The sequence below is a fragment of the Bacillus sp. JZ34 genome (genome assembly GCF_053903205.1).
Map to the genome: position 1 here is coordinate 234,620 of NZ_CP096403.1, position 15,014 is coordinate 249,633.

At 47.5% G+C, this 15,014-nt stretch carries 12 protein-coding genes; 9 read left to right on the plus strand and 3 right to left on the minus strand.

Features of this window, described 5'->3' with window-relative positions:
• Positions 1-2 precede the first annotated feature (2 nt).
• Entirely contained in the window at positions 3-350 is a 348-nt protein-coding gene (locus M1D90_RS01110) for a helix-turn-helix domain-containing protein (protein WP_020453443.1), read from the minus strand.
• A gap of 218 nt (positions 351-568) precedes the next feature.
• Here M1D90_RS01110 and M1D90_RS01115 point away from each other — a divergent pair, with 218 nt between their 5' ends.
• From M1D90_RS01115 to M1D90_RS01130, 4 genes are all read left to right on the plus strand, one after another.
• Positions 569-1,558 (plus strand): asparaginase, encoded by a 990-nt coding sequence (locus M1D90_RS01115; protein ID WP_020453442.1) that lies wholly within the window; start codon positions 569-571, stop codon positions 1,556-1,558.
• A gap of 22 nt (positions 1,559-1,580) precedes the next feature.
• Positions 1,581-3,008, plus strand: coding sequence for an aspartate ammonia-lyase (gene aspA, locus M1D90_RS01120; RefSeq protein WP_456283083.1), 1,428 nt, complete (start codon positions 1,581-1,583; stop codon positions 3,006-3,008).
• Positions 3,009-3,250: 242 nt separating this feature from the next.
• Entirely contained in the window at positions 3,251-4,648 is a 1,398-nt protein-coding gene (gene nhaC, locus M1D90_RS01125) for a Na+/H+ antiporter NhaC (RefSeq protein ID WP_456283084.1), read from the plus strand.
• 34 nt (positions 4,649-4,682) lie between these two features.
• Positions 4,683-6,014, plus strand: a complete 1,332-nt coding sequence (locus tag M1D90_RS01130; RefSeq protein ID WP_456283085.1) for a malic enzyme-like NAD(P)-binding protein — start codon at positions 4,683-4,685, stop codon at positions 6,012-6,014.
• A gap of 17 nt (positions 6,015-6,031) precedes the next feature.
• On the opposite strand, the gene M1D90_RS01135 is transcribed toward M1D90_RS01130, so the two are convergent.
• Entirely contained in the window at positions 6,032-6,421 is a 390-nt protein-coding gene (locus M1D90_RS01135) for a DUF1259 domain-containing protein (RefSeq protein WP_020453438.1), read from the minus strand.
• Between the two features lie 84 nt (positions 6,422-6,505).
• Entirely contained in the window at positions 6,506-7,294 is a 789-nt protein-coding gene (locus tag M1D90_RS01140; RefSeq protein ID WP_145625370.1) for a formate/nitrite transporter family protein, read from the minus strand.
• Between the two features lie 790 nt (positions 7,295-8,084).
• On the opposite strand from M1D90_RS01140, the gene M1D90_RS01145 reads away from it, so the two are divergent.
• The 5 genes from M1D90_RS01145 to M1D90_RS01165 all read left to right on the plus strand — a co-directional run bounded on the left by M1D90_RS01145 (position 8,085) and on the right by M1D90_RS01165 (position 14,981).
• The gene (locus M1D90_RS01145; protein WP_020453436.1) at positions 8,085-9,491 is read left to right on the plus strand and encodes a cytochrome ubiquinol oxidase subunit I; all 1,407 of its coding nucleotides are present in this window, start codon (positions 8,085-8,087) and stop codon (positions 9,489-9,491) included.
• Positions 9,478-10,494: a cytochrome d ubiquinol oxidase subunit II gene (gene cydB, locus M1D90_RS01150; protein ID WP_020453435.1), complete on the plus strand. Its 1,017-nt coding sequence runs from the start codon at positions 9,478-9,480 to the stop codon at positions 10,492-10,494. Before M1D90_RS01145 ends, cydB begins: the two co-directional genes overlap by 14 nt.
• Positions 10,494-12,218 (plus strand): thiol reductant ABC exporter subunit CydD, encoded by a 1,725-nt coding sequence (gene cydD, locus M1D90_RS01155; RefSeq protein ID WP_145625368.1) that lies wholly within the window; start codon positions 10,494-10,496, stop codon positions 12,216-12,218. Before cydB ends, cydD begins: the two co-directional genes overlap by 1 nt.
• Positions 12,215-13,966, plus strand: coding sequence for a thiol reductant ABC exporter subunit CydC (gene cydC, locus M1D90_RS01160; protein ID WP_456283086.1), 1,752 nt, complete (start codon positions 12,215-12,217; stop codon positions 13,964-13,966). The genes cydD and cydC overlap by 4 nt, the downstream gene beginning before the upstream one ends.
• A 163-nt stretch (positions 13,967-14,129) precedes the next feature.
• Positions 14,130-14,981, plus strand: a complete 852-nt coding sequence (locus M1D90_RS01165; protein ID WP_456283087.1) for an NAD(P)H-hydrate dehydratase — start codon at positions 14,130-14,132, stop codon at positions 14,979-14,981.
• Positions 14,982-15,014 lie beyond the last annotated feature (33 nt).

The following is a 15,014-nucleotide window of genomic DNA, read 5'->3' on the forward strand; positions in this document are numbered from 1 at the left end:
TTTTACCCCGCATCCAGCTCTTTTTTGACCTTGATAAACGCAACCATCTGCTTGATTTCTTCTTCGGAAAGAAGCGTCCCGTCGACTGCCAGCTTGAGCTTATCCCATTCCGTCAGTTCAATGGCTTCGTTTTTAGCCTTTTCATCCCGGGGATCGTCAACTCTGCCAAGCAAAAAATCAGTGGAAGTATTGAATAAATCAGCGATTTCGATAAGCGCCTCTAAAGAAGGGCGGCGGTAGCCCGATTCATAGCCCGCGTAAGTGCTTTTCGCAATACCGAGGCGGTCGGCAGTATATTGCAATGACCATTTTTTATTTTTTCTCAGTGTTGTTAATCGATCTAAATTCATATCTTACGCTCCTTTTAATACACAGTGATTATAGCACATTATCAGCAAAAGTGTACGCGAAATGAATAAAGTTTCTTGATTATTTCACATTTGAGGACTATAATTGCATTGAAGGTACGCATAAAGCGTATACATTCCTGATGTATCAAGCCTTCTTCGTAAAAACAAAACATGCTTTATACTGTATAAAACAACTACTTCTTAAAGAGGTGTAGCACATGAAAAAGTTACTGCTGTTGACCACCGGCGGGACCATCGCTTCAGTAGAAGGCGAAAACGGACTGGCTCCGGGGGTTAAAGCGGAAGAGCTTCTCAACTATTTATCTGATGACCATTCTAATTATACGATAGATTGCCAATCTTTAATGGATATAGACAGCACCAACATGCAGCCTGAACATTGGGTGATGATGGCTGAGGCTGTATATGAGAATTACAGCAGCTACGACGGATTTGTGATCACGCACGGAACCGATACGATGGCCTACACCTCGGCGGCGCTTTCATACATGCTGCAGAATATTGATAAGCCTGTTGCGATTACAGGTTCCCAAGTTCCGATTACATTTAAGAAAACGGATGCGAAAAAAAATATTAAAGATGCGGTCCGCTTCGCGTGCGACGGTATCGGCGGAGTTTACGTCGTCTTTGACGGCCGCGTCATTTTAGGCACGAGAGCGATCAAATTAAGAACAAAAAGCTACGATGCATTTGAAAGCATCAATTATCCTTACGTTGCTTTCATTCATGACAAGGAGATCGAGTATAACAAACGGGTTCCCGAAGTGAAGCCAGGCGCTTTGAAACTCGATACCTCCTTAAATACCGATGTTTGTCTGGTGAAGCTTCATCCCGGATTAAAGCCTGAGTTTTTTGATTGTCTGAAAGGTTCATATAAAGGTATTGTGATTGAGAGCTACGGAAGCGGCGGCATTCCTTTTGAGAAAAGAAACATTTTAGAAAAAGTGAACGAGCTGATCGATTCCGGAGTAGTCGTAGCTATTACGACACAATGCCTTGAAGAAGGAGAGGATATGAGCATTTACGAGGTCGGCCGCAAGGTAAACCAAGATGCCATCATCCGCTCGAGGAATATGAACACCGAAGCGATCGTTCCGAAGCTGATGTGGGCACTAGGAAAAACCGGACAACAAGCTGAAGTCAAAAAGATTATGGAAACGCCAATTGCAGACGATATCATCATCTAAAAAAAGAAAGCAGGGTTAAAAAATGAAAACTGAAATGACATACCGGACGGAAAAGGATTTTCTCGGAGAAAAAAAGATTCCGGCCGATGTCTACTACGGTATTCAGACATTGCGGGCAGCGGAGAACTTTCCAATTACAGGATATAAAGTCCACGAAGAAATGATCAAAGCGCTGGCAGTGGTGAAAAAAGCGGCCGCGCTTGCCAACATGGAGACAAAACGTCTTTATAAAGGCCTTGGAGATGCCATTGTCCAAGCCGCTGATGAGATCCTTGAAGGAAAGCTGCACGATCAATTCATCGTTGATCCGATTCAAGGCGGCGCAGGAACTTCAATGAATATGAACGCGAACGAAGTCATCGGAAACCGTGCACTTGAACTGCTCGGCCACAACAAAGGCGAGTATATTCACCTGAGTCCGAATACGCACGTTAACATGTCTCAATCGACAAACGACGTATTCCCGACGGCGATTCACATTTCAACGCTCAAGCAGCTGGAAAAGCTGCTGGACACAATGGAATACATGCTTGACGCGTTTAAGAAAAAAGCGCGCGACTTTGACCACGTCATTAAAATGGGCCGCACACATCTTCAAGACGCAGTGCCGATCCGCCTTGGGCAGGAATTTGAAGCTTACAGCCGCGTGATTGAACGCGACATCAAACGGATTAAACAATCGCGTCAGCATCTGTATGAAGTCAATATGGGCGCTACCGCGGTTGGAACGGGATTGAACGCGGATCCGCGCTATATTGAAAATGTTGTCAAGCACTTGGCTGAGATCAGCGGTCTTCCGCTAGTCGGCGCTGACCATCTGGTGGATGCGACGCAAAATACGGACGCGTACACTGAAGTTTCGGCTGCATTAAAAGTATGCATGATGAACATGTCGAAAATCGCCAACGACCTTCGGTTGATGGCATCAGGTCCGCGTGCAGGACTTGCTGAGATTTCTCTTCCGGCAAGACAGCCGGGTTCATCCATCATGCCGGGGAAAGTCAATCCGGTTATGGCCGAGCTGATCAACCAAATCGCATTCCAAGTCATCGGAAACGACAATACGATTTGTCTCGCTTCTGAAGCCGGACAGCTCGAACTGAATGTGATGGAGCCAGTGCTCGTCTTTAATCTCCTGCAGTCCATCAGCATCATGAACAACGGATTCCGTTCGTTTACCGATCACTGTGTAGCAGGAATCGAAGCGAATGAAAAACGCTTAAAGGCATATGTAGAAAAAAGCGCAGGCGTCATTACTGCGGTCAACCCGCATCTTGGCTACGAAGCAGCTGCAAGAATTGCAAGAGAAGCGATTTTAACAGGGCAATCCGTCCGCGATCTCTGTCTTCAAAACGATGTGTTGACAGAAGAAGAGCTTGATCTGATTTTGAATCCTTATGAAATGACAAAACCGGGGATTGCCGGGGCTGAACTTTTAAATCGGGATTAAGCTGAAAAAACAGTACGCGAAAACACTCTGAAGCATTTTACCGGGATAGAAACACAGAGTGTTTTCGCTTTCCTTCAATAACTTTATGAAGAGAAAGGACAACAGCGGTGAAGTGGTACCGCGTCAGCCTTTTTCGTGGTATACTGTTCGTTGTTAGTTAAATTTTTAAGAAAAAATTGAAGCAGATTGCTATTTTTATGTAGCTTATTTTGAAAGCGTTTCAATAACAAGGGGGATTTAGGTTGAAAACAGCACGGTTGCCATCAATGTTGGAAATCATTTGTGTATTAGGTGCATTTTTAGCGATAGTTTGTTCATTTACAGTCAAATTTGATCTGCCGATTCAGCTGGCATTGTTTATTTCATGGTTTTTAGTGATTTTGCTCGGTCTGCGCCTGGGGCACCGGTATGAAGATTTGCAAAAATCGATTACAAACGGAATTTCAAACGGACTCGAAGCGATATTGATCCTGATTGCCGTCGGCGCTCTGATCGGTACATGGATAGCCGGCGGTGTTGTGCCGACTTTGATTTATTACGGGCTTGAGTTTATCCATCCGAGCATATTCCTGCTTGCCACGCTCATTATTTGTTCGATCACCTCTGTGGCCACAGGTACGTCTTGGGGTACTGTAGGAACGGCCGGGATCGCCATGATGGCAATCGGTGAAGGGCTGGGGCTACCGCTTCCGCTTGTAGCCGGAGCCGTGCTGTCCGGCGCCTATTTCGGAGATAAATTATCACCGCTTTCCGATAGTACAGTGCTTGCGTCATCCCTTTCAAAGGTCGAAGTGATTACCCATGTCAGAGCGATGTTGTATTTGTCGGTTCCCGCCTATTTGATCACGGCGGTGTTGTTCACCATTACCGGATTTATTTACGGTAGTAAAAATGTCGATTTGCAGAAAGTCGAATTTTTGAAATCTTCTTTGCAAAACACGTTTGATATTCATATTTGGATGCTTGTTCCGGCTGTTATCGTTATCGTTCTTTTGGCCATGAGAAAGCCGTCTGTGCCGACGATCGCGATCGGCGCACTTTTGGGGGCGATCTGGGCTGCGGTCTTCCAAGGCATGAATTTTGCGGATGCACTTGGCACGGCATACAACGGCTTTTCCATCGACACCGGGATCAAATTTATGGACGAGCTCTTAAACCGCGGAGGAATTCAAGGCATGCTCGGTTCGGTCGTCGTTATCATTCTCGGTCTGGGCTTTGGCGGCCTTTTGGAGCACTTAGGCGTTCTAAAAGTGATCGTGTCCAAATTCCAGCAAAAGCTGACTTCTGCCGGCGACGTCACATTCTCGACGATTATCGTCGCTTTCCTGGCGAATGTGTTCGGCTGCGCGATGTACGTCTCGCTCATTTTAACACCGAAAATTATGGAGAAAAGCTATGACAAGCTCGGAATTGACCGGAGGGTGCTCTCCAGAAACGCGGAAGTCGGCGGTACGATGACGTCAGGCATGGTGCCGTGGTCAGACAACGGTATATATATGGCGGGGATTCTCGGCGTGTCAACCTTCTCTTATCTGCCGTTCATGTGGCTGAGCTTTGTTTCAATCGGCCTTGCGATTTTGTACGGATACACAGGTAAATTTATTTGGTACACCGATAAAAAAGACTCGCCGGTTCAGTAGCCGATTTTAAAACAATTGATGGAGGTATTCTGTTATGAATGGCAACAATATTATTCGGAATTTGATGCTGGAAATCCCTTCAGCACCAGGAAACCTTGGAAAGGTGACAACGGCGATCGGCCTTGCCGGCGGTGATATCGGAGAGGTTGAAACGATCAAGGTGGGGCCGAATTATACGATGCGGAACATTACGGTTCAAGTTGAGCATGAAGAACAGCTTACCGAGATCCTTGAAGTGATCCGCAACTTAAAAGAAGGCATCCATCTTCATACCGTTTCAGATGACGTACTGGCTGCACATGAAGGCGGCAAAATCCGCGTGAAAAGCAAGATGCCGATTCGCTCGCTCGCTGATCTGCGGCGGGTGTATACGCCGGGTGTCGCGAATGTGTGCGAGCTTATTAAAGAAGAGCCGCAAAAAGCGAATATCTATACAGGCATCGGCAATTCGGTTGCAATTGTAACGGACGGTACGGCCATCCTAGGCTTGGGAGACATTGGGCCTGTGGCGGGAATGCCTGTTATGGAAGGGAAGGCCGCGCTTTTCGACCAGCTTGCAGACATCAGCGGAGTTCCGATTCTGCTTGATACGAATGATCCTGACGAAATCGTGCGGACGGTTAAAAACATTGGGCCCGGATTTAGCGGTATTTTGCTTGAAGACATCGGTTCACCGCATTGTTTTGAAATCGAAGAGCGCCTGAAAAACGACCTGAATATTCCGGTCATGCATGACGACCAGCACGGTACTGCGGTGGTGACACTGGCGGCCGCCATTTCAGCCGCCAAGAGTGCAGGGGTCGATCTGAAGCAGGCCCATGTCGGCCAAATCGGCCTGGGTGCGGCAGGGGTCGCGATCTGCAGAATGTTTATGGCATATGGGGTAAAACGTGTCATCGGAACGGATAAATCGCTTGAGGCGATGGCGCGTTTAGAGAACTATGGCGGCCATGCGGCTGAAAGCATCGAAGAATTGATGGAAAGCTGCGATATCATCGTCGCGACAACCGGCGTTCCGGGATTGATCAATAAGAAATGGGTTCGGGAAGGCCAGGTGATTTTGGCTCTGTCCAATCCGAAGCCGGAGATTGAGCCTGAGGATGCGCTTGAGGCCGGGGCAGCCTACGCTGCGGATGGACGGTCTGTCAACAATGTGCTGGGGTTCCCCGGTATTTTCAGGGGCGTGTTAAATGCCGGAGCGGAATCGATCAGCCACCCAATGCTGGTCGCGGCCGCCGAAGCGATCGCATCCTGCACAAAACAAGGCGATCTTGTGCCTGATCCGCTGAATCCTGATGTTCACGAGATTGTGGCCAAAGCAGTCGAAAGGGTCGCACTTTCAGAAATGGGAAAAATGAACGGATAAAGAAAACAGCTGCTGCTTTATCGCAATACGGATAAAGCGGCAGCTGTTTTTCTTGCGAATGTTAACGGCGGTTCTACAGATTGAAAATGAATATATAAAATATTCGGTTTTGTAAAAATCCAATGATTGTGGAGAGCGCTGATGATGATGCCTTGATCGACAAGCTTTTTTGTAAACAACGGAATTTCTTCAGGCAAAATGGCAACTTCGGCCATATTCAAGGCGATTCCGTTTTGATCGAGCGACTCGAACATGACTTCTTCCATGCCGACTCCACGGCTTGGCCTTCCTTGAATCGTGACGCGCAAATTCCGTTTGATGCTGACAGAACAGACACCGTGTTCAATGTGCGGCTCCCCATTTAAAATATGTCCAAACTGCTGGCAAAGCGAATGAAAACTTTGCATCTGCTGAACCTCCATTTTTAAAGTTACCACGATTTTATGAAGGGAACCTGCATATTTAGAATCCTTTAAAAATGGACAATCTTTTTATTTGATGATTTCTTCACCGCCCGGCTTGTTTGCATAGTGGTACATGAAGCCCATCATAAACGCGCCTCCGATCAGGTTCCCGAGGGTTACCGGAATCAAGTTATGGATTGCGCCTGCAATCGAAATCGTATCCGGATGCTCGGTGACCAGAGAGACGGCAAAAGTGGCCATGTTCGCGATGCTGTGTTCATAACCGGAAATAAAGAAAGTAAAAACAAACAGCATCATAGAGAACATTTTCGCTCCGTCTCCTTTTTGCGCCATCGGAACAAAGAACGCAAGGCAGACTAGCCAGTTACACAAAATCGCTTTGAAGAACAATTCGGTCACCGGCGTATTCATTTTATGTTCCGCCACGCTAAGTATAAAGCCGGTGGAAGAAGGATCCTTAAATAAACCGGTCGCAAAGATGAGGCCTGCGAAAAACACGGCGCCCATTAAATTTCCTGCATAGCTGAACATCCACAGCTTGATAACAGCGGGCCAATGCATTTTTTTACGAAGCGCAGCCAATGTATAATAAAATGTATTTCCCGTAAATAAATCTCCTCCGCCATAGACGATCAGAATGATGGCGCCCCCGAATGTGATTGCTGCAATTGGATATGTGAACGGAGAATGTTCAACATAAAATAGATTCCCCGTTTTAAACGCTACAATGACTCCGAACCCGATAAACATACTGGCCAGCATAGCTCGTAAAAGATAACGAAGCGGGCTTTGCATAAAGATGCTTTGCTTTTTTAAGGCAAGCTCTTCGACTAGAACAAGTGATTTTGATTCCATGTTTTCCACCACCATCAAGTGTTTACTTAAGAAGTATCTATCATAAATACAAACTAAGTATAGCAGGATATTGTGAAACATTTCACAAATTTTGTGTACTTTGTTTGAACAAATGTATGGTTCGATTTTCATAGAATAAACAAGGTATCGTTATTGTTTATTTTTAAGTAATAAATATTCCATCCATTCGTAAAAGCCTGAGGGAGCGATGTTTCAAAGATAGCTCGACAGGGAGGGATACGGCAGCAAGCAGGTTAAATGCGCAGTGCAATCAGCTGGTGCTGTATGAAAGCATAGATGAAGGACGTGCGCAAAAGGCTGAGGGAAGATTTCACAGATTGGACAAAATAGCAGGACTTTCCGTCAGGCGTTTTCAAACTGAAGGAAAGCGCCGAATTTGTTTGATTGCATATAACGGTATTCTTTTGATCCGCAAGGCTTTGCGCAGAGAATCGCAATCGTTGAATGACGAAATGCTCCGCGGGAATGAGGGGCATTTTTCTCATGCTGATTTAGTTCTTGTTAACCACCGCGTCACAAAATATCTATAATTTCTTCGGATAATTGTCACAATGACATCCATAAATTAGGGAATATGTACTTTATTTAAGAAGGGATTCGCGGTAAAGTACAGGTATAAATAACCATCCGGATAATATCGGAACATCAATGCGGGCCAAGGTCACCCTTTTGTCTGTGATCATATTCATAAGATTCATGTGAAACTTTGAGCAAGGGTGATGCCATTCGGCAACGGTCCGGCTAGAACAAAGAGGAGGAGACTGGAACAGTGGACGAACTCATTTTGGCAAGATTTCAATTTGCTTCAACAACGATCTTTCACTTTATTTTTGTGCCGATGTCAATCGGGCTTGTCTTTATGGTTGCTTTAATGGAAACTCTATACGTCGTAAAGAAAAAAGACATTTACAGAACGATGGCTAAATTTTGGGGGCACTTATTTTTAATTAATTTTGCAGTCGGTGTGGTCACCGGGATTCTACAGGAATTTCAGTTCGGAATGAACTGGTCGGAGTACTCCCGCTTTGTCGGTGATGTATTCGGCGCTCCGCTCGCGGTGGAGGCGCTGCTTGCTTTCTTTATGGAATCGACGTTTATCGGTTTGTGGATATTTGGCTGGGACCGGCTTCCGAAGAAGATTCATTTGCTGTCCATCTGGCTTGTTTCGCTTGGAACGATCATGTCGGCGTTTTGGATTTTAGCGGCCAACTCGTTTATGCAGGAGCCTGTCGGATTCGCGATCAAAAACGGCCGCGCGGAAATGACCGATTTCTTTGCGATTATTAAAAACCCGCAGCTATGGGTTGAATTTCCGCACGTCATTTTCGGTGCGCTTGCCACTGGAGCGTTTTTCATTGCCGGTGTCAGCGCGTATAAAATGCTGAAAAAACAGGAATTGCTCTTTTTTAAAAAATCCTTTCAAATCGCGATGATTGTGGCGCTTGTTTCCGGCATCGGCGTAGCGTTCAGCGGACATGAGCAGGCCCAGCATCTGATGAAGAGCCAGCCGATGAAAATGGCTGCCAGCGAAGCGCTTTGGGATGACAGCGGTGATCCTGCAGCTTGGACGGTGCTTGCGAACATTGACGCGGACAAGCAGGAAAACAAATCAGAGCTCAGCATCCCGTATGCGCTCAGCTATTTGGCTTATAAACAATTCAGCGGCGATGTGCCCGGAATGAAGACGCTGCAAAAGCAATATGAAGAAAAATACGGAGAAGGAAATTATATTCCGCCGGTGAAAACGACGTTCTGGAGCTTCAGAATCATGGCCGGTTCAGGACTTTTAATGATCGTTGCCGCTTTGACTGGCCTCTATCTCAGCTTCCGTAAAAGACTTGAAACAAGCAAATGGTTTTTGCGGACGATGGTGGCTTTAATCGCCTTTCCATTCATTGCAAATACGGCGGGGTGGATCATGACTGAAATCGGACGCCAGCCGTGGACGGTGTTCGGTATTTTGACAACGGCGCAGTCCGTGTCGCCGAACGTATCAGCGGGAATGCTGCTGTTTTCCGTCATCGCGTTTACAGCGATTTATCTTGTACTGGCGCTCGTTCTTGTCTACTTGTTTGTGCGGGAGATTAAAAAAGGGGCTGCACACCATGACCACCATCATGATGATTCCGTATCGACAGACCCGTTTGATCAGGAGGTTTACCATGGTATCTCTTAATGAACTTTGGTTTATATTAGTCGCTGTGCTGTTCATCGGTTTTTTCTTTCTTGAAGGTTTTGATTTCGGCGTCGGAATGGCGACCCGGTTTCTCGGACGCAACGAGCTTGAACGGAGGGTGATGATCAATACGATCGGCCCTTTCTGGGATGCCAATGAAGTCTGGCTGCTGACTGGGGGAGGCGCGATTTTCGCGGCTTTTCCAAACTGGTATGCCACGATGTTCAGCGGATATTACATTCCGTTTGTCTTTGTTCTTCTTGCATTGATCGGACGCGGAGTCGCGTTTGAATTTAGAGGGAAAGTCGAAACCGCAAAATGGAAGAAAACATGGGATTGGGTCGTATTTTTCGGCAGCATTCTGCCCCCGTTTTTGTTCGGTGTTTTATTTACCAGTATTTTGCGTGGTATGCCGATTGATGCCGATATGAATCTGCACGCCGGTTTTACTGACTATGTGAACGTCTATTCCGTAACAGGGGGAGTCACCGTTACACTTCTCTGCCTGCTGCACGGCCTGATCTTTATTACGTTGAGAACGGAAGCCGATTTGCGCGACCGGGCAAGACAGCTGGCTAAAAAAGTCGTATTCGCCGTTTTGGCGGCGCTTGTTGCCTTTGTTGCTTTATCCATTTTTGAAACGGACTTGTTCACGGGCAGGGGACATGTGACGATACCTCTTGCGGCTCTGATTGTCGTTTGTTATGTGCTGTCGATCGTATTTATGAAACAAAAACGCGACGGCTGGACATTTGCTATGACAGGGGCTGGGATCGCCCTCACAGTGGCGACGATTTTCACTGCGCTGTTCCCGCGCGTTATGATCAGCTCGGTCAAAAGCGCATATGATTTAACGGTTTATAATGCTTCATCAGGAGACTATTCTTTAAAAGTGATGACGATCGTCGCGCTGTCACTGCTTCCGTTCGTGCTGGGCTATCAGATCTGGAGCTACTATGTTTTTCGAAAACGGGTCAGCAGTAAGGAGCCAATGATTTATTAATGGGAAAAGATCTTTTGCAATATAAAGGAATGAAGCGAATTCTTGCAGCACTCACCGTACTGACATGCATGCAGGGCGCAGCTATTATCATGCAGGCCGAATGGCTTGCTGAAGCGGTGACCCGCCTTTTTAACGGCGAGCGGGTCGGTTCGCTTGTTCCGCTGATCATCTTATTTACCGCCGCTTTTTTATTCCGCCATGTCGTGACCCTTGTCAGGCAAAGGCTGATTTTTGATTATGCCGCCAAGACAGGGGCCGACCTGAGGAAAAAGTTTTTGGAGAAGCTTTTCCAATCCGGCCCCAGACTGGCGAGAAAAGAAGGAACAGGTCACGTCGTCACACTCGCGATGGAAGGAATTGCGCAGTTTCGCCGCTATTTGGAGCTGTTTTTGCCAAAAATGATCAGCATGGCTGTTATACCGCCGGTGGTTGTCTGTTATGTCTTTTTTAAAGACACATCCTCCGCTGCAGTCTTAATGATTACGATGCCGATTTTAATCGCATTTATGATCCTTCTCGGCTATGCGGCAAAGAGAAAAGCGGACAGCCAGTGGAAGACGTATGAGATGCTTTCAAATCATTTTACTGATTCCTTGCGCGGTCTGGAAACATTGAAAGTGCTGGGCATGAGCCGTTCACATACGAAGAATATTTTTCATGTGAGCGAACGGTACAGGAAAGCGACGATGGGCACGCTTAAAATTGCCTTTCTGTCTTCGTTTGCACTGGATTTTTTCACCATGCTGTCCGTGGCAACCGTAGCCGTTTTTCTCGGTCTCGGTCTTGTTGACGGCACTATCATACTGGAGCCGGCGCTAGCCATTCTGATTCTTGCGCCTGAGTTTTTTCTCCCTGTCCGGGAAGTCGGCAATGACTATCATGCTACGTTGAACGGACGGGAAGCCGGTAAAGCGATCAAGGCGATATTGGAGTCGCCCGGTTTCAAGGATGAGGCGCCTTTGGATCTTGAGCGATGGTCAGACGACGATCAAATCGAGTTCAAGGATGTAGAGGTGCGGCATGATGAGGAGGAAAACTCCTCATTATCCGGCATTTCTCTATCGTTTAAAGGAAAGAAAAAAATCGGAATCATCGGAGAAAGCGGTGCCGGAAAATCTACGCTTATCGATGTGCTTGGCGGTTTCTTGGAAACGAAAAGCGGCGTGATCAAAGTCGGGGGAAAAGAGAGGACGCATTTGCAGACAGACAGCTGGCAAAATCAGCTCCTGTATATTCCGCAGCATCCCTATATCTTTCCGGATACGCTCGGAGCCAATATCCGTTTTTATCATCCCGGCGCTTCTGACGAAGAAGTTGAACAGGCAGCAAGAGCCGCCGGGCTGACGGAGCTGATTGATCAGCTTCCGTCCGGCTTAGAGGAGCGGATCGGTGAAGGCGGGAGGGCATTAAGCGGCGGACAGGCGCAGCGCACAGCCGTTGCCCGGGCTTTCCTAGGCAACCGTCCGATTCTCCTTTTAGATGAGCCGACCGCTCACTTGGATATCGAAACAGAATACGAATTGAAAAAAACGATGCTGAAATTGTTTGAAGACAAACTGGTTTTTATGGCAACTCATCGTCTTCACTGGATGCTTGATATGGATGAAATTATCGTGCTGAAGAATGGACAGGTGGCTGAAACCGGTACACATCAAGAATTGATTGAAAAGCGGGGCGTTTATTACGAGCTTGTGCAGGCGCAGTCGTTTGGAGGTGCATCATGAACAATGAAGACGGGTGGATTCTACCCTATATCAAGAAAAATATAAGGCTTTTGATCATTGTCGTGTTGCTTGGCGGATTGACGGCATGCTCGGCTGCAGCTCTCATGTTTACCTCCGGTTATTTAATATCCAAAGCGGCTACGCGTCCGGAAAATGTTTTGATGATTTATGTCCCGATCGTAGCGGTCCGCACCTTCGGGATTCTGCGCTCGGTGTCGCGCTATGTTGAGCGGTTGACCGGACACCATATCATCTTGAAAATTTTATCCGATATGCGCGTCAGGCTTTACAGGATGCTGGAACCTCAAGCTTTAAAATGGCGTGAACGCTTTCGGACGGGGGATATGCTCGGCATTTTGGCCGACGATGTTGAGCATTTGCAGGACATGTATTTGAGAACGGTATTTCCCGGGCTGTCGGCGCTTCTTTTATATGGCGTATTCATCACTGCTATTGGCTTTTTTTCATGGCCTTTTGCAGGGCTGATCGCGATCTATGCAGCGGTTTTCGTGTTTCTTGTTCCGCTTGTTTCCCTGCTTGTGACAAGGGCGAAAAATGTTGTGCTGAAAAGAGGACGAAGCCTCTTGTACCGTCAGCTGACAGACGCGGTCATGGGCGTGAGCGACTGGGTGTTCAGCGGCCGGCAAAATGACTTCGTCCATGCGTATGAAGCGGCCGAGCAGGAATGGCTGGCGATCGAAAAGAAACGGATGCGCTTCAGTCGTTGGAGGGACTTTGCCATGCAATGCCTGGCGGCAGGACTTGTTCTTCTGATGTTAATATGGGCGGGCGGACAAAGCGCGGAAGGCGCCCTGGCTCCTGTGTTTATTGCAGCGTTTGTCCTTGTTGTGTTTCCTTTGACAGAAGCTTTCTTTCCGCTTTCAGACGCAGCGGCGTCAATCCCTGAGTATCAGGATTCTTTAGAAAGAATGGACGGGCTTGAGCCGCCGAAAAGGGAAGAAATTGGAGGCGCTGTTCAGCAGGAACGGGCGGAGGCTGTAGGTTTGGACGATGTCACGCTTCGCTTTGAAGATGTTTGTTTTTCTTATGAAGAAGGCCATCCGGTGTTGGACGGTGTTTCATTTATATTAAAGCAGGGGGAAAAGACCGCTTTGCTCGGGCCGAGCGGCGCTGGTAAATCGACGATCTTGTCGTTAATACAAGGGGCGCTCGCTCCTTCTAAAGGAAACATTACATTGAACGGCATTTCTGCGCAGTCTCTTCAGGGAGAAATCTCACGCGCAGTCTCCGTTTTTAATCAGCAGCCGCATCTGTTTGATACGACGGTTTTGAATAATATCAGGCTCGGAAACCCTGACGCGAGCGATGAGGACGTGTATTGGGCGGCGCGCCAGGTGAAACTTCACGATTATATTCAGTCTCTTCCCGAAGGATATCATACATCTGTTCAGGAAACGGGCATTCGTTTTTCAGGCGGAGAACGTCAGCGGATTGCATTGGCGCGGATTCTGCTGCAGAAAGCGCCAATCGTTGTATTGGATGAACCGACTATAGGTCTTGATCCTAAAACAGAGAAAGAGCTTCTATCAACGATGTTTCAAGTGCTTGATGGAAAGACGGTTCTATGGATTACACACCATTTGGCAGGAGCCGAAGCGGCCGACCGGATTCTGTTTTTAGACAAAGGGAAGCTTGCAATGGCAGGGAGCCATCAGCAGCTTTTGGAAAACAATCGGCGCTATTCAAGACTTTATCGTCTGGATGCGCCTGTCGGCCGGCTTTCTTAGTAGAAAACCGCAAAAGACAGCTTCAAGCCGAGAAGCTGTCTTTTTTTATATGGCCCGCTCATCAACTGCTTTTATTTTGCATGTTAAAGAGCGGTGAAGGGTATATTCAGTTAGTATTTAATTAAACGTTTGTTTAAACTTTGTATTGAAAGGTGTGATCCGGATGTCTGCAGAACAATTGCCGATATGGACGAAAGACTGTGTGAAGGGCTCATTGCCGAAAAGGGGGAATGGAAGTCATAAAGGAACTTATGGAACCGGCCTTTTGCTCGCGGGAAGCGATGATATGCCGGGAGCGGCTCTCCTTGCAGGAATTGGGGCGATGCGGAGCGGTCTTGGAAAGCTTGTCATCGGAACGTGCGGAAGTGCCATTCCGTTGATCGTCCCCGTTCTCCCTGAAGCGACGTATTGGCGGGACGGCTTAGAAAAGGCGGCGTCCGGCGAGATTGCCGAACCTTACCGGGCGATTGCGATCGGGCCGGGGCTGCCGCCTTCGCAAATGACTGTGCAAGCGGTCCGGAATGTATTGACGAAAGACTGCCCGGTTGTCCTTGATGCGGGTGCTCTTTCAAAACGAACGTATCAAGAAAGGGAAGCACCGGTGATATTAACGCCGCATCCGGGGGAATTTTCGAAAATGACAGGCTTGTCCATTCAAGAAATTGAGACGAACCGGGCCGGTTATGCTCGAGATTATGCAGAGGAACACGGTGTTACTCTTGTATTGAAAGGCAATGAAACGATCATTGCTTTCCCGGATGGCAAGTGCTGGAGGAATGTAACGGGAAACGGGGCGCTGGCAAAGGGAGGAACCGGAGATACGTTAACCGGGATGCTTCTCGGAATGCTGTGCTGTCATGAGAATCCGAGAGAAGCGGTGTTGAATGCTGTCCACCTGCATGGCGCATGTGCTGACGCATGGACAAAGACCAGATCGGCCCATACGCTTCTCGCACATGAACTTTCCGATCTGCTGCCTACGGTTTGGAAAGCGTATGAGGATGGAAATGAGTGAAACGCTCGGAATGCCTCCGAACGTTTCACCTCA

Bases quoted from the DNA above. Each gene is read 5' to 3' on its own strand.
- aspA (WP_456283083.1), top strand. From the start codon at position 1,581: ATGAAAACTGAAATGACATACCGGACGGAAAAGGATTTTCTCGGAGAA.
- cydB (WP_020453435.1), top strand. From the start codon at position 9,478: ATGGTATCTCTTAATGAACTTTGGTTTATATTAGTCGCTGTGCTGTTC.
- M1D90_RS01110 (WP_020453443.1), bottom strand. From the start codon at position 350: ATGAATTTAGATCGATTAACAACACTGAGAAAAAATAAAAAATGGTCA.
- M1D90_RS01130 (WP_456283085.1), top strand. From the start codon at position 4,683: ATGAATGGCAACAATATTATTCGGAATTTGATGCTGGAAATCCCTTCA.
- M1D90_RS01165 (WP_456283087.1), top strand. From the start codon at position 14,130: ATGTCTGCAGAACAATTGCCGATATGGACGAAAGACTGTGTGAAGGGC.
- cydD (WP_145625368.1), top strand. From the start codon at position 10,494: ATGGGAAAAGATCTTTTGCAATATAAAGGAATGAAGCGAATTCTTGCA.
- cydC (WP_456283086.1), top strand. From the start codon at position 12,215: ATGAACAATGAAGACGGGTGGATTCTACCCTATATCAAGAAAAATATA.
- M1D90_RS01115 (WP_020453442.1), top strand. From the start codon at position 569: ATGAAAAAGTTACTGCTGTTGACCACCGGCGGGACCATCGCTTCAGTA.
- M1D90_RS01135 (WP_020453438.1), bottom strand. From the start codon at position 6,421: ATGCAAAGTTTTCATTCGCTTTGCCAGCAGTTTGGACATATTTTAAAT.
- M1D90_RS01140 (WP_145625370.1), bottom strand. From the start codon at position 7,294: ATGGAATCAAAATCACTTGTTCTAGTCGAAGAGCTTGCCTTAAAAAAG.